The 20,549-nt window shown below is 68.1% G+C and carries 24 protein-coding genes and 1 tRNA gene; 18 read left to right on the top strand and 7 right to left on the bottom strand.

Going from position 1 to position 20,549, the window contains the following annotated elements:
* Window positions 1-137: 137 nt before the first annotated feature.
* Window positions 138-833, bottom strand: a complete 696-nt coding sequence (locus T333_RS18080; RefSeq protein ID WP_496425171.1) for a DUF8020 domain-containing protein — start codon at window positions 831-833, stop codon at window positions 138-140.
* Between the two features lie 226 nt (window positions 834-1,059).
* Between T333_RS18080 and T333_RS18075 the strand changes: the two genes are divergently transcribed.
* The 12 genes from T333_RS18075 to T333_RS18020 all read left to right on the top strand — a co-directional run bounded on the left by T333_RS18075 (window position 1,060) and on the right by T333_RS18020 (window position 12,375).
* Window positions 1,060-2,268, top strand: a complete 1,209-nt coding sequence (locus T333_RS18075; protein WP_496425170.1) for an ATP-grasp domain-containing protein — start codon at window positions 1,060-1,062, stop codon at window positions 2,266-2,268.
* Window positions 2,265-3,101 (top strand): hypothetical protein, encoded by an 837-nt coding sequence (locus T333_RS18070; protein ID WP_496425169.1) that lies wholly within the window; start codon window positions 2,265-2,267, stop codon window positions 3,099-3,101. The genes T333_RS18075 and T333_RS18070 overlap by 4 nt, the downstream gene beginning before the upstream one ends.
* Window positions 3,098-4,138, top strand: a complete 1,041-nt coding sequence (locus T333_RS18065) for a PLP-dependent cysteine synthase family protein (protein WP_496425168.1) — start codon at window positions 3,098-3,100, stop codon at window positions 4,136-4,138. Before T333_RS18070 ends, T333_RS18065 begins: the two co-directional genes overlap by 4 nt.
* Window positions 4,135-5,175: a mandelate racemase/muconate lactonizing enzyme family protein gene (locus tag T333_RS18060; protein ID WP_496425167.1), complete on the top strand. Its 1,041-nt coding sequence runs from the start codon at window positions 4,135-4,137 to the stop codon at window positions 5,173-5,175. The genes T333_RS18065 and T333_RS18060 overlap by 4 nt, the downstream gene beginning before the upstream one ends.
* Complete coding sequence (locus T333_RS18055) at window positions 5,172-6,467, top strand: MFS transporter (protein ID WP_496425166.1); 1,296 nt, start codon at window positions 5,172-5,174, stop codon at window positions 6,465-6,467. The genes T333_RS18060 and T333_RS18055 overlap by 4 nt, the downstream gene beginning before the upstream one ends.
* Window positions 6,464-7,294, top strand: coding sequence for a class I SAM-dependent methyltransferase (locus T333_RS18050; RefSeq protein ID WP_496425165.1), 831 nt, complete (start codon window positions 6,464-6,466; stop codon window positions 7,292-7,294). The genes T333_RS18055 and T333_RS18050 overlap by 4 nt, the downstream gene beginning before the upstream one ends.
* Window positions 7,294-8,217, top strand: a complete 924-nt coding sequence (locus T333_RS18045) for a GHMP family kinase ATP-binding protein (RefSeq protein ID WP_496425164.1) — start codon at window positions 7,294-7,296, stop codon at window positions 8,215-8,217. Before T333_RS18050 ends, T333_RS18045 begins: the two co-directional genes overlap by 1 nt.
* On the top strand, window positions 8,214-9,002 hold the full coding sequence (locus T333_RS18040; protein WP_496425163.1) for an ABC transporter ATP-binding protein: 789 nt from the start codon (window positions 8,214-8,216) through the stop codon (window positions 9,000-9,002). Before T333_RS18045 ends, T333_RS18040 begins: the two co-directional genes overlap by 4 nt.
* Window positions 9,003-9,144: 142 nt before the next feature.
* The gene (locus tag T333_RS18035; RefSeq protein WP_496425162.1) at window positions 9,145-10,200 is read left to right on the top strand and encodes a FecCD family ABC transporter permease; all 1,056 of its coding nucleotides are present in this window, start codon (window positions 9,145-9,147) and stop codon (window positions 10,198-10,200) included.
* Between the two features lie 23 nt (window positions 10,201-10,223).
* Window positions 10,224-11,201 carry an ABC transporter substrate-binding protein gene (locus T333_RS18030; RefSeq protein ID WP_496425161.1) on the top strand — a complete coding sequence of 326 codons (978 nt, stop codon included), beginning with the start codon at window positions 10,224-10,226 and terminating at the stop codon, window positions 11,199-11,201.
* Window positions 11,198-11,761, top strand: a complete 564-nt coding sequence (locus T333_RS18025) for a GNAT family N-acetyltransferase (protein WP_496425160.1) — start codon at window positions 11,198-11,200, stop codon at window positions 11,759-11,761. The genes T333_RS18030 and T333_RS18025 overlap by 4 nt, the downstream gene beginning before the upstream one ends.
* Window positions 11,762-11,922: 161 nt before the next feature.
* Window positions 11,923-12,375 (top strand): hypothetical protein, encoded by a 453-nt coding sequence (locus T333_RS18020; RefSeq protein ID WP_496425159.1) that lies wholly within the window; start codon window positions 11,923-11,925, stop codon window positions 12,373-12,375.
* 594 nt (window positions 12,376-12,969) lie between these two features.
* Here T333_RS18020 and T333_RS18015 read toward each other — a convergent pair.
* Window positions 12,970-13,407, bottom strand: coding sequence for a hypothetical protein (locus T333_RS18015; RefSeq protein WP_496425158.1), 438 nt, complete (start codon window positions 13,405-13,407; stop codon window positions 12,970-12,972).
* A gap of 87 nt (window positions 13,408-13,494) precedes the next feature.
* Here T333_RS18015 and T333_RS18010 point away from each other — a divergent pair, with 87 nt between their 5' ends.
* Entirely contained in the window at window positions 13,495-14,085 is a 591-nt protein-coding gene (locus T333_RS18010; RefSeq protein ID WP_496425157.1) for a TetR/AcrR family transcriptional regulator, read from the top strand.
* Window positions 14,086-14,611: 526 nt separating this feature from the next.
* Here the strand turns inward: T333_RS18010 and T333_RS18005 are convergent.
* Both T333_RS18005 and T333_RS18000 read right to left on the bottom strand, forming a co-directional pair.
* Complete coding sequence (locus T333_RS18005) at window positions 14,612-14,989, bottom strand: hypothetical protein (protein WP_496425156.1); 378 nt, start codon at window positions 14,987-14,989, stop codon at window positions 14,612-14,614.
* A gap of 36 nt (window positions 14,990-15,025) precedes the next feature.
* Window positions 15,026-15,739: a hypothetical protein gene (locus T333_RS18000; protein ID WP_496425155.1), complete on the bottom strand. Its 714-nt coding sequence runs from the start codon at window positions 15,737-15,739 to the stop codon at window positions 15,026-15,028.
* Window positions 15,740-15,838: 99 nt separating this feature from the next.
* Between T333_RS18000 and T333_RS17995 the strand changes: the two genes are divergently transcribed.
* The 4 genes from T333_RS17995 to T333_RS17980 all read left to right on the top strand — a co-directional run bounded on the left by T333_RS17995 (window position 15,839) and on the right by T333_RS17980 (window position 18,266).
* Complete coding sequence (locus T333_RS17995; protein WP_496425154.1) at window positions 15,839-16,384, top strand: hypothetical protein; 546 nt, start codon at window positions 15,839-15,841, stop codon at window positions 16,382-16,384.
* A gap of 391 nt (window positions 16,385-16,775) precedes the next feature.
* Window positions 16,776-17,198, top strand: coding sequence for a hypothetical protein (locus T333_RS17990; protein ID WP_496425153.1), 423 nt, complete (start codon window positions 16,776-16,778; stop codon window positions 17,196-17,198).
* A gap of 106 nt (window positions 17,199-17,304) precedes the next feature.
* Entirely contained in the window at window positions 17,305-17,634 is a 330-nt protein-coding gene (locus T333_RS17985) for a hypothetical protein (RefSeq protein ID WP_496425152.1), read from the top strand.
* A complete protein-coding gene (locus T333_RS17980; protein ID WP_496425151.1) occupies window positions 17,634-18,266 on the top strand; it encodes a nucleotidyl transferase AbiEii/AbiGii toxin family protein in 633 nt (210 codons plus the stop codon). Before T333_RS17985 ends, T333_RS17980 begins: the two co-directional genes overlap by 1 nt.
* 4 nt (window positions 18,267-18,270) lie before the next feature.
* Here the strand turns inward: T333_RS17980 and T333_RS17975 are convergent, their stop codons facing one another.
* On the bottom strand, window positions 18,271-18,597 hold the full coding sequence (locus tag T333_RS17975) for a hypothetical protein (protein ID WP_496425150.1): 327 nt from the start codon (window positions 18,595-18,597) through the stop codon (window positions 18,271-18,273).
* A gap of 32 nt (window positions 18,598-18,629) precedes the next feature.
* On the opposite strand from T333_RS17975, the gene T333_RS17970 reads away from it, so the two are divergent.
* Entirely contained in the window at window positions 18,630-18,884 is a 255-nt protein-coding gene (locus T333_RS17970) for a hypothetical protein (RefSeq protein WP_496425149.1), read from the top strand.
* 439 nt (window positions 18,885-19,323) lie between these two features.
* On the opposite strand, the gene T333_RS17965 is transcribed toward T333_RS17970, so the two are convergent.
* Window positions 19,324-19,755: a hypothetical protein gene (locus T333_RS17965; RefSeq protein ID WP_496425148.1), complete on the bottom strand. Its 432-nt coding sequence runs from the start codon at window positions 19,753-19,755 to the stop codon at window positions 19,324-19,326.
* Window positions 19,756-20,203: 448 nt separating this feature from the next.
* Window positions 20,204-20,285: transfer RNA gene (locus T333_RS17960), tRNA-Leu, on the bottom strand.
* Window positions 20,286-20,549: the final 264 nt, after the last annotated feature.

Raw genomic sequence — 20,549 nt, 5'->3', positions numbered from 1 at the left:
ATCGGCCGGTGCGATGTATTCGCCCGAACCGTCGCGGTCGACGAGATCGATGGTTTCGCCCGGTTCGGGCTCACGAATGTCGCTGCAGCACAAGGCCGACCGGGTGGCCGGTCGTGTGACCAGCCACCCGGGGACAGTCACTTCGCGGGTGGGGTGAACGGTGCGTTGATGGTGGTGAAGTACTGGATGGCCGCGCCGATGGCGACCGGGGCGGTCACGAAGATCTGCCCGGCGAGAGTTCCGAGGGCGCCGACGGCGAGGATGCCGCCGATGCAGCCGACGGCGGCGGCGGGGATGAAGGGCCCGAAGAGGCCGACGATGGTGGCCGAGGCGACCGTAGCCCCGACGATCCCGCCGAGCACGCAGCCGACGGCGCCGCCGCCGAGGCCGCCGACCAGGGTGCCGATGCTCGCGCCCATGCTGATGGTGCTGGTCATCCGGGACCAGGCGTCCTTCTCCCTGTCGTATTCGTTCTTCCAAGGGGCCTTGTCCTCGAAGGGCAGCGCGACCGGCTTGTAGACGGCCTTGTCCATGGACAGTTCCGGGGTGAGGGTCGCGGTGCGGCCGTCGATGTCGGCGCGGATCGGGAACTGGAATTCATCGATGCCGAAGGTCAGCGGGGTCGCGGCGATCACGGTCCCACTCGGCGACTTCACCTTCAGCGCTCCGTCCTCGACCGCCAATGCACCGGAATCGATCTCGATGATCGAGGCGGTGTCGGTGGCGTGCGCGGTGAAGGACACCGGCGATTCCGGTGTGGCGTGCGCGGTGGCGGTGGCGGTGGTCAGCGCGGCCAGAGCCAGCGCGGGCAGAGCCAGGGTCCTCATCAGCATGGAGATGTTCCTTGTTGTCGAACAGTGCCGAGCGGTGCGTCGGCCGTATTACTATTGATAATGATTATCGTTAGCGCAAATCGGTCAACGAAACGCGCTGTGCCGCAAGGGCGTCGCGCCGCTGGCTTGTCGTCTATCTAAGGATAATGGTTATCATTAGCGTCTGCGCGAGGTTTGGAGGCTTCTGTTGGGACACCTGCTGATGGTGGAGAGCTGGGTCGGATCGATGAGCACACTGCTGCCGGCCGGAATCGGGGACAGCGGGCACACGTTCAGCTTCCTGACTCGCGATCTGGGGCATTACCTGCGCGGGAAGCCGGGTACCCATCCGCTGCTCGGCGCGGCCAATGTACTCACCGCCGAGACCAACGACGAGGACACGCTGCTGCCGTACGTGCGGCGCCTGCACGAGGTGCTCGGCTTCGACGGGGTGCTGTCGTCCTGCGACTACTACCTGCCCACCGTGGCGGCGATCGCCGCCGACTTGGGCCTGCCCGGCCCCGGCCGCGACGCGGTCGCCGCGGCCTGCCAGAAGCACCGCACCCGGGAACTGTGCGGAGCCGCGGGCGTTCCGGGTCCGGCGTTCGCGGTGGTGACGGGCGCCGAGGAGGCCGTCGAGGCGGCGCGGGGCATCGGATACCCGGTGGTGGTCAAACCGGTCGACTTGTGCGGCGGCATGTTCGTGACCCGCGCCGAGGACGACGCCCAACTGCGCGAGGCGCTGGACGCGCTCGGCGGATTCCCGCGCAATGCCCGCGGCCAGGAGCGCTCACCTCAGGTACTCGTCGAAAAGCTCCTGCACGGACCGGAATTCAGTGTCGAGACGGTGACCGCCCGCGGCATCACCACGGTGGTCGGGGTCACCGACAAACGGCTCACCGGCGCCCCGGCGTTCATCGAGGCGGGACACATGTTCCCCGCCGCGCTCTCCTTCGCCGAACACGACGCCCTCACCGGCACGGCCCGCGCCGCGATCTCCGCGCTCGGTCTCGACGACACCGTCGCCCACATCGAGATCATGCTCACCGCGCAAGGTCCGCGTTTGATCGAGGTGAACCCGCGCCCGGCGGGCAACCGCATCACCGAACTCGTCCGCCGGGTCACCGGCATCGATCTGGCAGCCGTCCACGCGCAGGTCGCCGCGGGGCAGACGCCCGATCTGACGGTGCGGCCCACCGGAATCGGCAGTGCCGCCATCGCTTTCGTGGTGCCACAGGAGGCAGGCACCTTGACCGCGCTGACGGGTGCGCAGGACTGGCCGCTCGACCCGCGGATCGTCGAGCACACGCTCGCCGAACCCGGCGCGACCGTGCAGGCCGCGACGAACAACAACAACTATCTCGGCCACGTCATGGTTGCCGTCGAATCGGCTGACGCCGCAGGCGATCTTGCTCAGTCACTCATCGAAAAACTGTCGGTCGAGGTCGCTCCATGAGTCCCGTGCAGACCACCGCCCCGCATTCGGTCGCCGAACTCCTGACCCGGGCCGCGGACGGACGCCTCGGCCCCGACCCCGCGACCCTCACGATCTCCAACGCCTTCCTCACCCGATACGACACCCGCCACCGAGGCAGCCGCAGCGGCTACCGCAATGCCGTGCTCGGCCTGCGCACCGGAGCCTCGGTCGGCTCGTGCAGTGTCGAGCCCACCGCCGACAACGACGAACTGCTCGACGACTGTGTCGGCGTCCGCGTGGCCGATCTCCTGCGGCACCCGCTGCTCCCGGTGCGCATCGCCGCCTTGGACGCCTATCTGATGCACCTGCGCCCGCATCCGGCGGCAGTCGGCACGATGGCCCGTGCGGTGACGATCGAGCCCGGCGACAGCCTGACGAAATCGCGGCAGCGGGCGCGGGCGGTGGTGGCGCTGCTGCCCGACCGCACCCGCCGCGTGCTGGTCGTCGGCGTGGTCGGATCGCTGCTCGCCGCGCTGCGTGAGCGCGGAATAACTTATATCCCTTGCGATTTCGCTGGCGGCACCACCGAGTGGGGCGAACCGGTGCATCGCGACCTCGACGGAGTCGACCGCGACTACGACGCCATGCTGGTGACCGGGATGACCTTGGGCAACGGTTCCTTCGACGCTTTGGCGGCCGAGGCTCGGGACCGCTCGCTCCCGCTCGTCGCCTACGCCCAGAGCGGCAGTGCGGTGCTGCCGTGGTTCCTCGGCGCCGGTGTGTACGCCGTGTCGGCCGAGCCGTATCCGTTCTTCTCTCTCGACGGCGGACCGAGCACTCTGTTCCACTACCGCGGCGGGGTGGACGAGTGAAACCCCAACCGGATCTGCTGGCATTGGTCGGCGGTACTCCCGTGATCCCGGTCCCGGCCGGCGCCACCCACTATCTGGCCAAACTGGAGGCGGCGAGCATCGCGGGAATGAAAGCACGCGCCGCGGTCTCCATGCTGACCGCCGCCCGCGCCCGCGGCGAGCTCGCGGCCGGTGCGCCGGTGATCGAATCCACCAGCGGCACACTGGGACTTGGCCTCGCCCTGGCGGGCAAAGCGCTCGGCCATCCGGTGACCCTCGTGGTCGACGCCGGTCTCGAACCGGAGATGCGCTCCCTGTTCACCGCCTTCGGCGTCGGACTCGACATCGTCACCGAACCACACCCCGACGGTGGATGGCAGCAGGCCCGCCTCGACCGGCTCGCCGCCCTCGTTGCCGCGACACCGGGCGCCTACTGGCCCGACCAGTACGACAACCCCGACAACGCGGCCGGATACACCGCCATGGGCCAGGAGATACTGGACCAAGTCGACCGAGCCGACGTCCTGGTCGCCGCGATCGGGTCGGGCGGGCACTGCGCGGGCCTGACCCGGGTCCTGCGCACCCGCTGGCCGGATCTGCGGGTCGTCGGCGTGGACGCGACCGGGTCGCGGATCTTCGGCCAGCCCGACCGGCCGCGCCTGATGCGCGGCCTCGGCAGCAGCATCCTGCCGCGCAATGTGGCCTACGACGACTTCGACGAGGTGCACTGGGTCGGTGCGGCCGAAGCGGTGGCCTGCTGCCGCGAGCTCGCCGCACGGACCGGCATCGCCGGTGGCTGGAGCACCGGGGCGGCCGCCCTGGTCGCGGACTGGCTGGCTCGGCGCGAACCCGATTCCCGCGTCCTCACGGTGTTTCCGGACGGACCGCACCGCTACCTGCGCTCGATCTACGACGACGACTGGTGCCACCGGCACGGTCTCACCGCCGTACCGGCCACCGAACCGGACGAGCTCGCCGCCCCGGATGCCGCCGAGGTCCACGGCTGGGCTCGGTGCGCGGTGGTGCGTGATCCCCGTCGTGAGCAGGTGGGAGCATGAGGATCACCTGGCAGACCGCCCGGCTGGAACTCGCTCGCCCCCTTCGCATCTCCCGCGCGAGCATGTCCGGACGCGACGCGGTGTGGGTGCGCCTGAGCGACGGGGAAGACCACGGCTGGGGTGAAGTCGTCACCAGCCCCCGGCTGGGACTCGACACCGCCCGCATCACCACCGCGCTCACCGAACTGGCCGCCCGGGTCGAGGCCTGCGGTGCGCCCGAACAACTTCGCGCGAACCTGCCCGGCCTGCGCGCCGCCTTCCCGCTGCCGGTGGTCTGCGCCGTCGACAGCGCGGTGCACGACCTGCTGGCCCGCCGCGCAGGCGTGTCCGTTGCCGCGTATCTCGGTCTGCCTCATCGTGTTCGGGTACCGACCGCCTGCACGATCGGCCTGACGAGCGTCGCCGAGGCCGGTGACCGCACCGCCGAACTGACCGCTGCCGGGTTCTCCGTCGTGAAGATGAAACTCGGCGCGCCCGACCCGGCCGACGACATCGCCCGCGTCCGCGCGGTGCGTGCCGTCGCCCCGTCGGCGACCCTGCTGCTCGATCCCAACGGCGCCTGGGACGCCACTACCGCGGTGACGGTGCTGCGGACATTGGCCGAGCTCGATATCGCCGCCGTCGAGCAGCCGGTGCCCGCCGGTCGGCCCGCGTGGCTGGCCGAGGTCGCCGCCCGCGCGCCGATGCCGGTGATCGCCGACGAGGACGCGGGCACCATCGCCGACCTGGACCGGCTACCGGACGGGATCGGCGGCATCAACATCAAACTCGCCGAATGCGGCGGGCTCGATGCCGCGCTCGCCATGGTCGGCCACGCCCGCGGCCGCGGCCTGGACGTGATGCTCGGCTGCCAGGCCGCCAGCTCGCTCGGCATCGCCCCGGCGGTGCATCTGCTCGGCGCCGCACGCTGGGTCGACCTCGACGGGCACCTGCTGCTGGCCGAGGACCCGTGGACCGGCCTCGGAGCAGCCGACGGCGTCCTGAGCACACCGGCTGGACCTGGTCTCGGCGTCACCACCGCGGTGACCGCGCGGTGAGCGCCTTGACGGAGCTGCGGAGTCTCCCGCGTTCGGTGCGGTTGCTGCTGGCCAATCAGTGCCTGGGCAATATCGGGTTCTTCATGCTCGTGCCGTTTCTGGCCGACTACCTGCGCACGGATTTGGCGCTGTCGGTGACGGTCGTCGGCATCGTCCTCGGCGTACGCAATCTCAGCCAGCAAGGCTTGTTCCTGGTCGGTGGGTCGGCCGCGGACCGGCTCGGCGCGCGCGGGGTGATCATCGTGGGCGCTGGCATCCGCGCGATCGGTTTCGTGCTGTTCGCGATCGGCGGGTCGCTGCCGGTGGTGCTGGCCGGCTCGGTGCTCACCGGATTCGCCGGCGCCCTGTTCAACCCGGCCGTGCGCGCCTACATCGCCCGTGACAGCGAGGACCGCGCGGCGCAGGCCTTCGCCTGGTTCAACGTGTTCGGCAATGCCGGGTGCGCGCTCGGTCCGGTGATCGGGACCGTGCTGGTGGGAGTGGGTTTCCAGATCACCGCACTCACGGCGGCGGCGGTGTTCGCCGGATTGACCGTGGCGCAGCTGCTGCTGCTGCCGAACCGGCCCGTACCGCCGAGCGGCACCACCTTGCGCGCGGATTTCGCCACCGTGTTCACCGACCGCCGGTTCTGGGCGTTCTCGCTGGCGCTGGCCGGATTGTTCGTGCTGCAGAGCCAGCTGTACTTGCTGTTCACCCTGCAAGCACGCGACCTGGCCGGGGCCGCCGCGGGTCCGGCCGCCGTCGCCGCCCTCTTCGTCGTGGAGACCGTCGCGGTGGTGGTCTTGCAGGTTCCGGTGACCAGAGTGCTGGGCCGCCGCGGCGAGCGCGGCCCGATGATGGCCGCCGGAATGGCCTTGCTCGGCGCGGCATTCCTGCCGGTACCTCTGGCGGCAGCAGCCGATCCCCCCGCCGGGACCGGCGTCGCCGAGGTCGCCGTGCGCATCGCTCCCGTTCTGCTCGGCGCTGTGGTGCTGGCACTGGGGGTGACGGTGGCGCAGCCGTTCGTGAACGAGGCCATCCCACGCTTCTCCGGCCCCACCCTCACCGGAACTTATTACGGCGCTTTCTATTTGGCTTCGGGCCTGCTCACGTTGGCCGCCGGTGCGCTGGTCGGCGCGGTTGTCGACCACGGCGGCGGGCCGCTGGGGTGGCCGCCCGCGCTGGTGTGCGCCGGGCTCGGATTCGGCTCGGCCGCAGCGGTCTTGGCCTTGCACCGCGCGCGGCTCCTGCCCGGCCCCGAAGTATCGACCTCCCCGGCGCAGTCGCTGCGCCCCGCGAAAGGCAACCGATGACCCCCGCAGGCCCGGTCCGCTTCAGCGAGAACCTGCTCACCGACAATCCCGCTCTCTACGAGCGCACCTTCCCCGGCACGGGGGCGGACAACGCGCGATTCGTCGCCGACCTGGTGGACCGCTTCGGCGCCGGCCCGCGACTCAGCCTGCTCGACGCGGGCTCGGGCACCGGCCGCGACGCCGCCCGCTTGGCCGAACTCGGCTTTCGGGTGCGCGGCGTCGACCTGTCCGAACAGATGGTCCGCTACGCCCGGACCCGTTGCCCCGCCGTCGAATTCGTGGTCGGCGACCTGCGCACCCTCGACACTCCGGCCCCGGTGGACGTGCTCACCTGCCTTGGCAGCACCCTGCTGCACCTGCACGACACCGCCGACGTGCTCACCGCACTGCACCGTTTCGCCGCCTGCCTGCGGCCGGGCGGCCTGCTCGTCCTCGAGATGCGCAACGGCGCCTTCCTGCTGACCGACCGAGGCCGTCGCGAACTTCTCGACGACCAGCCGCAGCGGCACATCGAATGGGAGGGCCTGACCTACACCTCGCGCACCCGCCTCACCGTCGACCTGCCCGCCCAGCTGCTGCGCCGGGAACGGGTCTGGACCTGGCCGGGCTGCGCGGAGCCTGTCGCGCAGCACACCGCATGGCGGCTGCTCTTCCCGCAAGAACTGCGTCACTTGCTCGACAGTGCCGGATTCGAGGTGCTGGCCCTGTTCGACCAACCGGGCCCGCTGACCACACCGGCGTGGCCCGGTGACGGAACACTCGGCGACCGTCTCGACGGCGACCGACTGCACGTGGTCGCCCGCCAGGCCCGTGGCGGGGAGGCATGATGAGCGTCCCGATCCGCGTCGGCGTCGGCGCAGCCTTCGGCAGCTGTGGTGAACTCCTCCAGGGCGTCACCGCCGAGAACGGGCGCGATTTCCTGGTCACCCTGCCGATCACCCGCGGCTCGGTGGCCGTGTTCGAACCCGACCCCAGCCGCGACGACGTGACCGTCGTGCCCGCCCACAAGACCAAGTCGCGTGCTGTCGCGGCCGCCGTGCTCGCCGGATCCGCGGCGCTGCGCGGCGGCGTGCTCACCGTGCTCGGCGACCTGCCCGAGGGCAAGGGCCTGGCCAGCTCCACCGCCGACTTGGTCGCGACCGCACGCGCCGTCGCCGACGCGGAGGGCAGGACACTGGCCGCCACCGAGATCGAGGCCGTCTTGCGCGGCATCGAACCCTCCGACGGCATCATGTATCCGGGAGCCGTGGCCTACTACCATCGCGAGGTCCGCCTGCTGGCCGCACTCGGCGCGCTGCCGCCGCTGACCGTCGTCACCGGTGACGAGGGCGGCTGTGTCGACACGGTCGCCTTCGACCGGAACCGGCCTGCCGTGCCGCCCGTCGTCGCCCGCGAATACAGTTCGCTGCTCGCCACACTCACCGAGGCCGTCGCGCGGGGTGATGCCGCCACCATCGGCGCGGTGTCCACGCGCAGCGCCCGCCTGAGCGCACCGCTGCGTGAGCGTCCGCACCTGGAAGCCACCATCGCCGCCGCCGAACGCATCGGCGCCCTCGGCGTGGTCGTCGCGCACAGCGGAACGACCACCGGCATCCTGCTCGACGAGCGCGACCCCCAGGCGGCGGCGAAAACGGTCGCGGCACAGCGGATCTGTGCGCAGTTCGCGGTGTCGGTGGACGTACACCGCTCGTGGCGCCCCGGTCCACCCGAGGGCATCTCCCGGCTGTTCGCCGAGGCGGCGAGCCGATGATCACCGTGCGCGACATCGGATTCGCCTACAGCGGCGCGGTCGTACTCGACGGCGTCGGTCTCGTCGCCGAACCCGGTGACATCGTCGGGCTCATCGGTCCCAACGGTTCGGGCAAGTCCACGCTGCTGCGGTTGATCTACCGGGCGCTGCGTCCGACCTCCGGTGTGGTCACCGTCGACGACGTCCCCGTCACAGGCCTGCGGGGCCGGGCGCTGGCGGAGCGGCTCGCGGTGGTCACTCAGGAATCGTCCGCGGACACCCCCATGACCGTCACGGAATCGGTCCTGCTCGGCCGCGCACCGTGGGCCGGTGCGGTGCAAGGCATTTCGCGCACGGACCGGATCACCGCGGCGGCCGCGCTGGAACGAGTCGGCGCCCGGCATCTGGCGGAGCGGCCGTTCGCGCACCTGTCCGGCGGAGAACGCCAGCGGGTGCTGATCGCCCGCGCCCTCGCCCAGCAAGCCGACCACCTGCTGCTCGATGAGCCAACCAACCATCTCGACATCGGCTACCAGCACGAACTCCTCGGCCTGGTCCGCGAGTTGCCCGGCACGACAACGATCGTGGTCCTGCACGATCTGAACCTGGCCGCCCGCTACTGCGATCGCCTTGTCCTGCTGAACCAGGGACAGGTCCGCGCGGCGGGCACGGTGGACGAGGTGCTCACTCCAGAGATCCTCGAACCCGTGTACGGCGTCGCCGTGCAGCGGGCCGACGCGTTCGGCGCGCCGCAGCTGCTGTTCGGTCCGCGCGCGGGCACCGAGGAGAAGGTGGCGCTGCGATGAGTGAGCGGATCGTGTGCCTGTGCGCTTCGCGCATGCTGGAGTCGGGCGTCAGCGAGGCGCGGGCATGAGTGAGCGGAAAGAGCGAACCGTGTCGCCTGCGCGCATCGCGCATGCTGGAGCCGAGCGTCAGCAAGGCGCAGGAATGAGCGTCGACGATCTCGACCACGACCGCCACCGCGCGCACACCCTGCTCTGGGTCGGTGGTCTCACCGGCCTGCTGCTACTCGTGCTGGTCCTGGCCACCGGCATGGGACCGGTGTCGGTTCCGCCCGTGACGGTCGCGCGCATCGTCGGGCACCACACCGTTGGGTTCCCCGCGACCGCGGACTGGACAACGGCGCAGGACGCCATCGTGTGGTTGGTCCGTGTGCCACGAGTCCTGCTCGGCGCACTCGTCGGCGCCGCGCTGGCCGTCAGCGGCGCGGTCTTGCAGACGCTGGTGCGCAATGTGCTGGCCGACCCGCACATCCTCGGCGTCACCTCGGGCGCCTCCACGGGTGCCGCGGTTTCGCTGCTGTTCGGGGTCTCCGTCGCGGCCGGCGCCCTGGCCGCCAGCGCGTTCGCCGGTGCGCTGGGAGCCACGGCACTGCTGTTCGCGGTCGCCCGCATCAACGGCGCGATGACCTCGCTGCGGCTGCTGCTCGGCGGCGTCACCATCGGATACCTGTTCTCCGCCGCCACCAGCTTCCTGATCTTCGCCTCCGACAACCAGGAGGGCGCCCGCACGGTGCTGTTCTGGCTGCTCGGCTCGCTCGGCTCAGCTGCCTGGCCGAGCGTGGGGACGACGACCATCGCCACCCTCGCCACCGTCGCCACGCTGGTGCTGCTGGCCCCCCGCCTCGATGTGCTCGCCGCCGGTGACGACACCGCACGCGCACTCGGCATGTCGCCGGTCCGGTTCCGGATGCTCGTGCTCGGCATCGTCGCCCTCGCCATCGGGGCTGTGGTCGCGGTCGCCGGGGCGATCGGGTTCGTCGGCCTGATCGTGCCGCATGTCGCGCGACTGTGCGTCGGCTCGGCGCACCGGCAGCTCCTACCGGTCTCGGCGCTGCTCGGCGCGCTGTTCCTGGTGATCGCCGACGTGGTGGCCCGCACCGCCTTCGCGCCGCGCGAGCTGCCCTTGGGCATCGTCACCGCCGTGGTCGGCGCCCCGCTGCTGCTTGTGCTCATCCGACGATTCCGGCAGTCCCCCAACTGATTTCCCCTTCGAAAGGAACACCCTTGCCCACCCGCCTCCTGCGCCACCGCCGCGCCGCGCTTCCGGTCGCCCTGCTCACCGCCGCTGTCCTCACCGGCTGCGGGGACCCCGCGCCCGCTACCACCCCGGCCGCCGACGGCTTCCCGCTGACCATCTCGAGCTGCGGCCGCGACGTCACCTTCACCGCGCCACCGCGCCGAGTCGTCACCGTCGGCTCGGTCGCCGCCCCCCTCATCGCCGCCGCAGGCGCCGCGGACCGCATCGTCACCCGCACCTTCGAGACCGCCCCCCTCCCCGGGCAGTACGCCGACGCGCTGAAGAACATCGAAATCGTCGCCCCCACCGGCGAACTCGCCCGCGAGGAGATCATCAACCGAGCGCCTGACCTGGTGGTGAGCTACGAGGGCGCCGCGGTCACCCCCGACGACCTGGCGAAGGTGAACATCCCACTGCTGGTCACCCGCGGCTACTGCCGCGATGCCGCGGGCACTTTCGACGACGTGTTCGCCGACATCGAGCTCTACGGCAAGCTGTTCGGCACCGCCGACGCCGCCACCGCGTCCACCACCGAGCTGCGCGGCCGAGTGGCCGCCGTCGCCGCCAAGCACCAACCGACCGGCGCCCCGGCGAAACCCGCTGCCGCCCTGATCATCTCCCGCGACGGTGCCAAGGTCAGCGCCTACGGCAGCACCAGCACGGTCGCCACCCAGATGCGAATGCTCGGCTTGGACAACATCTTCGGCGATGTGGCCAAGCGCCAATTCGACGCCAACACCGAGACGCTGATCCAACGCGATCCCGAAGTGATCATCCTCCTCACCCAGGGAACCCAGACCCCCGAGTCGGCCACCGCGGCTCTGAAGGCGCGCCCGGAATTCGCCGGACTGCGCGCGGTCCGGGACAACCGCATCATCGCGCTGCCCTTCGGTTACACGGGTCCGGGGCCGGTCGCCGTGGAAGGTCTCGAGATTCTCGACCGCGCCCTGGGTGGTCAGCGATGAGCGCGGACTACGTGCTGCGCGTGGCCGGGCCCGCCGACCTGGCCGGCGCCCGCAGCGTCATGCTCGACACCTTCTACCACGTCTTCGGCATCGGCTACCTGCCCGAATACCACGACGACGTAATCGATCCCGAGTCGGCCTACCTGCGTCACCCGCTCAACCGGCTCTGGGTGGCCGAACACGCCGGACACATCGTGGCCACCACGGCTATCCGCGCCCAGGGACCGCGCCCACCACACCCGCGCTGGCTTACCGAGCGCTATCCAGACCCACGCACCGCCCAGTTGTTCCGGGTCTACGTCCGGCCCGAGCACCAGCGGCGCGGCCTGGCCCGCCGACTGGTAGCGATGGCAGTCGAATACGTCGACACCACACCGGAATTCGACGACCTCTACCTGCACACCGACGCCCGCACACCCGGGGCCCTCGAATTCTGGCAGAGCTGCGCCCGACTGGTGCACGACGCGCGCACCCCCGGCGAGGGATTCCAAACGGTGCATTTCGACATCCCGCTGCCCCGGCACGCCGACACCGCGCGACGCGAGCACGCCGTGCGGTAGTAGCCCTGCTCGTCGAGGCCACGGCCGCGCGGACGTTGCGCCAACGCGCGCCCGCCTGCGCGGCCGACTGGTCAGGAAGCCCGTAGACACCCGAGCCTCCCGACCGGCCACTCGAGCTCGGCTGCGTACCCGTCCGGACCTGACTTCAGCGACGAGTCGCAATGCCGATTCAGGGCATTCGCTTGATCCCGGACATGATGATTCGCCTGGCCGAATGGCAACTCGAGGTATCCCTGACCGAGTTGCGCAGGGCCGTCGACTTGCTCCTGAACCATCTCGAAGCTGTCGCAGACGGCGACACCGTTCGCCTGGACGAGGACTACTTCTGGTCGATTCCGCAGGATGCGTTGTACGACGTCAACCGCACACCAGCCGAGCTGACTGTGGGGCAACTCTCGTGGTCGTGGCAGCATCTGACGGATCTACTGGCCGATCCAGATCAAGCGATCGGAAACCACCTGGTGTGGCTGGCGGAGGTGTTACGCGCGATCGGCCAGAAAGTCCGCCGACCCGTCGAATTTCGTGAGGTTCAGGGTGTGGGCGGCTTCGGAAAACGGAGTGCTGTCGAGCAGGTTCGCACGGCAACACGATCCCGCGAATTCAGTCATCGGTAGAGGCGCCGTCCAGCAGTTCGTTCACATGAAAGTAGCCAACGTCGCGGTGCGGGCCTTCGGTGACGACGACAACGTGGCTATGGTCTCCGTTGTCCTCGCCCAAGGCGCACTGGCTCCGGATGAATGCGCCCGCAGTTCGTAGGGGGTGGCAGCCCGTTCGAGTCGGGCCGAGTCCGAGGGGAGTTCGTGCGCGAATGCGGGCTCCCTCAAGCCTCCCCGTCGCCGCGCCATCAACACTTTGCCGCGCTGGCCGACGAACACCGGTCATAGCTACCAGGACGGTTCGCCGTGCAGCAGCAGGACAACTTCGCCATCGGGGGGCCTTCGTCCAGGTAGTGCACCCGCAGCAGGGTCCCGTCACCGGCCGCCACCTCGACGTAGTGCGGTTCGAACGGGAAGCCGGGTAGCCCCGCGAACCGCTCCTCAGGCGTCCTCAATATCCGCATGGCCCAATCCTTTTCGCGAGAAATGCTAGCTGCCGTTGCTGTGGACGCGACTCGGTTCGACGGGAGCCGCTGCGCGACGTTTCGCTGTCGGTCAGCGCCCGCCGGACGCGCTCTGCGGGCGCTGATCTCCGTCCGAAGCTGCATCATGTCAGGCGGCTTCGGCCGCCGGTGCGAGCGTGCGTGCAGTGGCGGCCGATGCCTTGCGGATCGCTCGTACGAGCAGGAGGCCCAGGGCGTAATGGGTCGTGATCGCGGCGACGACGATCGCGCTGCCGTTGGAGAAGATCCCGTCGTCGGCGAGCCAGAGCCACATGACCCAGTCGGCGGTCGCGCTCGCGATCTGGTAGAAGGCGAGGCCCTTCGCGACCCCTAGGTGCGGGTCGTTGCGTAGGACCCAGGCAACCCAGGCCTGCGTGAAGAGGGCGAGGCCGAGCAGCTTGGTCAGCCACTGCCCGTCCGCGGTCAGCACCCAGCCGGTCACGTTCTCGACCTGGCCGGGCGGGGTGAGGACGGCGACGAGCGCGTAGATCAGCTCGAGGCCGGCCACCACTCGAAAGAGGAATCGGAGATCCGACAGTTTGCTCATGGCGATGCTCCTTATCTAACCAACCAGATGGTTAGATCGTTGCACCCTGCATAACCCGTGTCAACTAACTAGTTGTATGATTTACGCATGGCTGTAGCAGCACGCGACTCGGCGGCGACCAAGGAACGCCTCCTGGACGCCGCGACCGAGGAGTTCGCGGCACATGGAATCGCCGGGGCGCGAGTCGACCGGATAGCGGCCGCCGCCCGGGCGAACAAGCAGCTGATCTACGCCTACTTCGGAAGCAAGGACCAACTCTTCGACACCGTCCTGGACACGAGCTGCGGGCCGCTCATGCAGGAGGTGCCATTCGATCCTGACGATCTTCCTGGCTACGTCGGCCGGCTCTTCGACTACGTCATCGAGCACCCTGAGGTGGTCCGCCTCGTTCTCTGGGCCCAACTCGAGCGCCCGACCGCCGTCGCGGCCTTCGAGGCCGAGTCCTACGGCGCGAAGCTGAAAGCGCTCACGGCCGCGCAGCGAGACGAGCGCGTCGAGGACACCTTCGCTCCGGCCGACCTCCTTGCGCTGCTCCTCGGACTCGCGGCCGCCTGGTTCACGGCCTCGGAGGCGATCAGAACCCACGACACGACAGACCCGTGGTCCAGCAAGCGGCTCGCGCAGTTCAGACAGGCCGCCGTCGAGGCCGCACGGCGCATCGTGACGTCCCCGCGCTGAGGGCGCGTCGGCGCGTCCGTGCCGCAAGCGAGGTCATCCGACATCAGGTAGAAAATGTACATACCGGCGCCCTCGAATTCGCAAGCGGCGCAGCCATGTTCGGACATGCCCGTCGGGCATGACGCGACGATAAGAAGGCGTCCAGTTGGCCGCCTTCAGCGCAGCATCGGCCGAAAATCGGGCGGATATGCCGCAGCTGCTGGTTACGGGCGCGGTCTCGGTCGAGGTGTCGGCTACCCCCGGGTAGGGGAGCGTCGACCTGGAGATCTCGAATGCTTCGGGCTCGCTTAGCCTGTCGCCGAGCGAGACTGCGGGGAGCACGCCACTCGGTAGAGGTAGACCGACTGCCGCGGCATATCCGCCCGATTTTCGGCCGATTCTCCCGGAACCCCCTGTTCAACGGCCTCCGTCAGTCCGGGTGCTGGTTCAGGCAGGCCCCCTCCGGGACGCGAATCCGCGACACATGGATAGGCGGCCTCACCAGTCCCTGCCGGCGTCTGCGGGTCTCGTGCCGCCGCTTTGGGACCTACTCGGGTGCGTACAGCTCGGGCTCGAACAGCGCCTTGGCTCCGGCGCGGGTGAAAAGCTTCCGTTGCAGCGAACGCAGGATCGTGACTGCTTCTGCGTCACGCATCGGGCTGACCAGCTGGAACTCCACACCCGCGCCGAACAGGTCGCTGCCGAAAGCCAGTTCGCTGAGAAAAAGCACTCTCGCGGTCTCGACCTCGGTCAGCGTCGCACGCTCGCGGACCGCACGCCGAAGCCTTTCGGCCTCATCATCGAACCGGTCACGGTTAGGAAAACCCAACGCCCGCACTGGGATCGGTGCATTGGTCGATACTCCGGTCCAGCTGGCCAGTGCGGCGTCCACGAAGTCGTGTTCCCTGGGCGTCAGCATCGACATATCAAATTCCAACGGTGCCTTCTCCTGATGTCGTAGTCATCGACTACCACCAGGTTTCCCTGGTGGGGTTCCCCCGGTCCCGCCAGAACCCCGGGGAGGACCCAGTGAGGGATCAGTGGTCTGGCCGGTGAGGCGGATGAACTCACCCAGTGGGTCCTTCGGTCGGTAGACGGTGCCATGATCGTCGGTGCTGGGATCGATGATGACGATGAACCCGTCGTAGCTCATCATGACCGGATCACCTTTGTAGTCCTTGCCCAGCCGCTCCATATCCGGGCCTTGGATGATCCGATAGACCTTGTCTGCAAGTTGGTCCTGGGTCATCCCCTTGAAGTCGTCGTAGTGCTTTTCCCAGGCGTGACCGTAGGCGATTTCCTGGGCCATTCTCTTGACGGGGTCGTCGCTCCATCCGTCAGGTGGTTGAGGCAGACCCTTGTTGGGAGCTTGGAAGAGGATGTCGCTCGACTCGGGCAGCTGAAGCTGTTCGTTGGCCTCGGCGATCTTCGCGCCCCACTGGGCGTCGGCTGTCGCGAGCGTCGAGACGAGCCCGGCCAGGCGCGAGAGCTGTGTGCCTGCTTCGGAATTCCAGTCTTCGACCCCGGTGATGCTCCAATCGTCGGCGACGGTGACCGGGGCTGCGACGTAGTGCTGGAAGATCGTCTTGATCTCGGTCAGCGGGTATTCCATGTCGCGGGCGGCGCCCGCGCAGGCCGTACCGAGGTCGTAGAACGCGGTGGCGATGGTGCGCATCTGACCTCGAACACCGCTCGCCCCCTCATTCCGGCCTCGAGCCTTCGTTGGGGCCAGCCTAGATCAACCGTACCAACTACTCATCGCGAACCTCCGGTGTTGAAAGACACACTCTCAGCACGCATTTCGGCGACAGTGCGGAGCCTGGTGCGCTCGACAAACGGCCGTGCCGGTGTCGGTGACTCCAGATCGACCCCGAATGTCAGTGCCCTGCGCCACAATTCGGCAATGGGGACAACACTGGGGAAGCAGACCGTCGAGATCGGGTACGCGACGGCCAAGGACATTCAGCAGCACTACCGCGGGTGGGCCAAATCGGTCGATGTTGCCAACACCCCGCTCGGGCGGATCGGCCCGGCACTCGCCGAGGCGTGGACGCGCGACCAGCTCAGCTCCACGCTGGTGCCGGACCTTCCCGATGCGCTGAGCACGATGATCGCCGCCAATGGCCCTGAGGCAAAGATCTATTCGCGCAGCCTCGTGCTCAGCGCCCGCGTCGAAGGTCGATTGATCGGCGGCCTGGTCGCCCGGCCGCAACTGCGCTTCGTCGACGGCGTCGCACCCTTCGGGGTCACGGTGCGGATGCAGACGCTGGTGCGGTTGGAACCGGCTGGGATCTGCACGAACTCCGCCATTCCGGCCTGACGCACCTCGGGGAGTCCGGGGCCAGCCTGCTGGAACTGATGGCCAAGTCGCGGCATCGCAAGGCCGAGAACCTGCGCCGCTACTTCAAACCGTCGCGCACAGCGCCAACATCAACTTCTTCGGCGCGATCGAGGTCGACAATCGCGCACCGCGATCGACCGGCTCATCGCCCGCCGCGAGGTCCATGTGCGGGAGAAGACGCTGTGGCGGATGCTGTTCGGCTGGCTCAGATGTGCTGTGGATGGCGTGGCAGAGGTGAGGTGCCATGCCGCTCAAACGCGGATCGGGGTGATCGCTGTCGAAATGTGTGCCGCGAGCGGGGCGATTCAGTGTCGGCCTTCTGGAGGGTCGCGACTCCCAGCAGTTCAACGACAATCCCAAGCGGCGAGTCGTGGTCGAGGATCTGTTGCCCGAGGCCATGCAATGGCTTGAGCAGGATGCGGATCGGCGTGATGCTGCGAAGGAAGCGGCCAGGCTTCGACAGATTGCCGAGGCGGAGCGTCAGCGCGAAGCGGCGCGTCTCGCCGAGATCCAGCACAAAGAGAACCTGAAGGCCGAGGAACTGCGAAAGCAGGCATCTCAATGGGCCGAGGCAGGCACGATCCGGCGTTACTTGGTTGCGATGGCGGCTCGGGTCCAGGTGATCCAGGACGAGGAGCAGCGAACGGCGGCGATCGAGTGGCTTGAATGGTGCAGGGCGCACGTCGAGAGACTTGATCCGCTGACCGGTGTCCCTGGCCCGCCGCGGAATCGGTACATGACGTGGGAGGAACGAATGGATCTCACAAATGCGGCGCGGAACTCAATGCCTTGACCGGGCGATGTCGGCGAGGTGTTGATCGCCTACGCCGCGGTGCCGAGACCTGCCGCTAGACCGTGCCGCGGTTTACCTACCTCGAGCTGTCGGGCAGACTGGTGGTATGTCCGATCATCCCGGTACGCCGTTCAGTTTTGCCGAGGTCAAGCCGTATGAGGTCGTTGACTCCTTGGCGGATCTGCGTGGGCCTGAACATGGGGTGTTGCGGCTGCCGACGGAGTTGGCGTGGGGTGGTCGAACCGAGTTCGACCTGGACGATCCATACGACCGCACTGCGGTGTACAAGATCGTCTTGGAAGAGGGCACCGGCCGTCACCTGCGTGAACTGGTCAGTGGGCGGCTACTTGCCGTGATTTGGGCGCAAATGCGTCCGGCGCGACAAGTGCGCGCGCTGTGGGAGCAGCAGTTCCCGCAGCTGCGCGCGGCTGCCTGATGGATCAGCGTCAACTCGAGCTGGCCCGCATTGCACTTCGCACCGTTGGTAACCGTGGGTTCGTACTCGGTGGTGGTCATGCGGTGGCGTTGCACGGGATGGGTTCGCGGCCGTCCGAGGATGTCGATCTGTTCTCAGATCGGCGAGGAAGCCCGGGCGAGGTCGCCGATGACGTCGCCGCGGCCTTCCTCGAGGCGGGTCTCGATGTTTCGTTTGTGCGCCGAACACCCGACCTAGTGCAGTTGACGGTTTCTTTCGCCGAGGGGTACGTAGCCAAGGTGGATCTCGGAGTGTTTTGGCGGTCCAAGTCACCCGTTCTGCTCGAAGTCGGGCCGGTCTTGCATCCCGATGACGCGGTGGCCGGCAAGATGGATGCGCTGTTCAATCGCTGGGCTCCGCGTGACTACCTCGATATCGACGCCATCTTGGTCAGTGAACGCTACACGCGTGAGACCCTCCTTATCGTTGCGTCGGAACACAATCCAGGCTTCGACCGGAGCATGTTCGCCGAATCACTGTCTTACCTCCGCCAGATCCCCGACCGGGACTTCACGCCCTACGGCGTCGCCGTCGCTGACATCGCTGCGATGCGGGATCGCTTCGCCGACTGGGAATCTGATCTGCTGTCCTGACGATTTACCGCCTGATGCCAGGGTCGATGTTGTTGTCGGCGAGCAGTAGCGGGTGTGCTTCCTGTGTCAGGGTTGACAGGGCGGCGGCGATTTCGAACAGGTCGGCTTTCACGTAGGTCGCGGTGGTGCCGTGTCGGCGGGTGTGGTGGCCGGCGGAGGCGCGTGCGGTGGCGTAGCCGAATGTTCGTTCGACCCAGGTGAGGGTGGTGTGGCGTAGCCAGTGGGTGGTGATTTGCTGCGTGGCGACCCAGGGCAGGTGGGTACCGATACGAGTCCAGAGGTGGTCGTATCGGCGGGTGGTGATCGGTGTGCCGCGCCGATACCGCAGCAACTGGCCCCTGGTGGGCTGCCGCGGTGTTGGGCGTGGTCGGTGAGGTGCCACATCAGGGTGGGCGAGACCGGTTGCCACCGATCCCGGCCGCCCTTCTCTCGGAGCTGGACAGGGCAGAGGTCGGTGTCGAGGTCGTCGGGGCGCAACCGGAGGGAACCTTCGCGGCGGCAAGCGGTTTCGACGTGGAGCCGCAAGATGAGGCTGTCGAGTTCGCGGTCATTTCCGGTCACGGCGGCGACTTGGCAGATCTCGGCCAGCCGCGGCGAGGGGATCGCGTGCCGGTGTGAAAGTTGTCGGGCGGGGATCGTCAACTGGCGGGCAGGGTTCCGGTGGGGCTGGATCCAGTTGTTGTTCTCGGCGTAGCGGTAGAGGCAGCGGGCGGCGTTGACGAAATGTTCTCGTGCGCCAGAGCCGTCGCGGCTGCTGCGGTCGATTCTGCTGGTCGCTTGCACGTCGCGGGCTTGCCGGTCGAGGTCGGCGACGGACACCTCATCGAGTCGATGGTTGCGCCAGGTATTTTCGAGCCTGTCGAGGTGGACGCGGTAGGTGCGCAGGGTGCCCCGGGGTGAGGGTGGATCGCAGTTGCGAGATGGTGTGGGCGAAGGTGGGACATTCCGGAATCGTTGACAGCAGGTCGGAGGGCGTAATTCCGATCTGGCACAGCAGGACTCGGGTCGCCTCGATCACGGCAGGATCGGCGGCCGGATGGTGTGTCGCGGGCATCGGTTATGCCTCCAGCAGTCGTCGGTGGTTGCGGAAGGACGCGTGGAGCGCTCGGGGTGGGTAGATCGCGAGGTGGCCGGGCGTGAGGTGCGCGACGAGCAGGACCTTCTCGCCGATGTGCAGCTCTGCTCGGCGTCGCTGCCGGAACGGGACACGGAAGTAGCAGTTGGTGGTGACTTCGGCGATGCCGTGCTCGGCCCGGGCGACGAGCAGGACACCGTCGTAGACGCAGCGGATACCGAGACGAGTATTGGCGTGCCAGTCGAGTGCGCCGAAGAGTGTCCGGTCGTGGATGCGTCCGGCGGCGCCGACTGTGCACATTCCGTAGGCGATGTCAGTGACTGTGGCGGTGGCAGTCGTACGGGCGGTGCCGCGCAGGCCTTCGATGAGTTCGTCCAGCGAGGTCGAAGGCGGCACGATCGGCGCGATCAGCATGACCGGCACCCCCGTTCAGGGGCGCGGAGGAGCGGGTGCCGTCGATGGCGTGTTGGTGCACGGTGTCTCCGGTGTCGAGGCACTCGACCGCACGGCTCGGGTGCGATCAGCCAGACCGCCGGGTGCGTGGATGGTTCGAGGCATTCGAACAGGGGATCGCGGGCGTCCCCCAACTGCGAGCGTGTGAACAGGTTCTAACTGTCGTGCCTAGAGGCCGTCGGCGAGGTCGGAACCGCGGTGGAGCGGCTATCTGCCCGCGAATGTTCGTCGACAGTGTGACCACGCCTGTGTGGAGCGAGACGTGTCGGTACGGGTGTAAGAGGGGTGTCTCGCGCACCGCTCGACACGTTTTCGCGTCACATCTGCCGCATCTAGGTGGTCAAGTGGTGCGATAGGGGCTCTCCAACACGTCTTTGCGTCAGATCTGACACAAAACGTGTTCGAGCGGTGCGCGAGAGGGGACTTGAACCCCTACGTCCGTGGACACCAGAACCTAAATCTGGCGCGTCTGCCAATTTCGCCACTCGCGCTTGATGGTACGACCGTCCAAACTCTACCGGGCTTGACCGAGATCGCGAAGCTTCTGTGAGGAGTGTCGTACTGGCCGGTAACACGACCAGGGACTATAACGATTAGATAACGGTCAACATGAGGGGCACTCATGTTTCATACGTGTTGGTAACCGGGTGGACCAGCGGGTTCAAACATGAGGTCGGGTCATGTTTTTCATCATTCTGGTACGGACGTACGTAAATACCGGGCGGTAAGAGGTCGCCGACGAGCCAAACGTGAGG

It is taken from the genome of Nocardia sp. CNS-044 (genome assembly GCF_059570515.1).
This window is presented reverse-complemented; position numbering and strand designations above follow the sequence as displayed.

Excerpts from the sequence above, each read along its gene's own strand:
- T333_RS18080 (WP_496425171.1), bottom strand. The coding sequence starts at position 833 with ATGCTGATGAGGACCCTGGCTCTGCCCGCGCTGGCTCTGGCCGCGCTG.
- T333_RS18075 (WP_496425170.1), top strand. The coding sequence starts at position 1,060 with ATGAGCACACTGCTGCCGGCCGGAATCGGGGACAGCGGGCACACGTTC.
- T333_RS18070 (WP_496425169.1), top strand. The coding sequence starts at position 2,265 with ATGAGTCCCGTGCAGACCACCGCCCCGCATTCGGTCGCCGAACTCCTG.
- T333_RS18060 (WP_496425167.1), top strand. The coding sequence starts at position 4,135 with ATGAGGATCACCTGGCAGACCGCCCGGCTGGAACTCGCTCGCCCCCTT.
- T333_RS18050 (WP_496425165.1), top strand. The coding sequence starts at position 6,464 with ATGACCCCCGCAGGCCCGGTCCGCTTCAGCGAGAACCTGCTCACCGAC.
- T333_RS18045 (WP_496425164.1), top strand. The coding sequence starts at position 7,294 with ATGAGCGTCCCGATCCGCGTCGGCGTCGGCGCAGCCTTCGGCAGCTGT.
- T333_RS18040 (WP_496425163.1), top strand. The coding sequence starts at position 8,214 with ATGATCACCGTGCGCGACATCGGATTCGCCTACAGCGGCGCGGTCGTA.
- T333_RS18035 (WP_496425162.1), top strand. The coding sequence starts at position 9,145 with ATGAGCGTCGACGATCTCGACCACGACCGCCACCGCGCGCACACCCTG.
- T333_RS18025 (WP_496425160.1), top strand. The coding sequence starts at position 11,198 with ATGAGCGCGGACTACGTGCTGCGCGTGGCCGGGCCCGCCGACCTGGCC.
- T333_RS18020 (WP_496425159.1), top strand. The coding sequence starts at position 11,923 with ATGCCGATTCAGGGCATTCGCTTGATCCCGGACATGATGATTCGCCTG.
- T333_RS18015 (WP_496425158.1), bottom strand. The coding sequence starts at position 13,407 with ATGAGCAAACTGTCGGATCTCCGATTCCTCTTTCGAGTGGTGGCCGGC.
- T333_RS18010 (WP_496425157.1), top strand. The coding sequence starts at position 13,495 with ATGGCTGTAGCAGCACGCGACTCGGCGGCGACCAAGGAACGCCTCCTG.
- T333_RS18005 (WP_496425156.1), bottom strand. The coding sequence starts at position 14,989 with ATGTCGATGCTGACGCCCAGGGAACACGACTTCGTGGACGCCGCACTG.
- T333_RS18000 (WP_496425155.1), bottom strand. The coding sequence starts at position 15,739 with ATGCGCACCATCGCCACCGCGTTCTACGACCTCGGTACGGCCTGCGCG.
- T333_RS17985 (WP_496425152.1), top strand. The coding sequence starts at position 17,305 with ATGTCCGATCATCCCGGTACGCCGTTCAGTTTTGCCGAGGTCAAGCCG.
- T333_RS17980 (WP_496425151.1), top strand. The coding sequence starts at position 17,634 with ATGGATCAGCGTCAACTCGAGCTGGCCCGCATTGCACTTCGCACCGTT.
- T333_RS17965 (WP_496425148.1), bottom strand. The coding sequence starts at position 19,755 with ATGCTGATCGCGCCGATCGTGCCGCCTTCGACCTCGCTGGACGAACTC.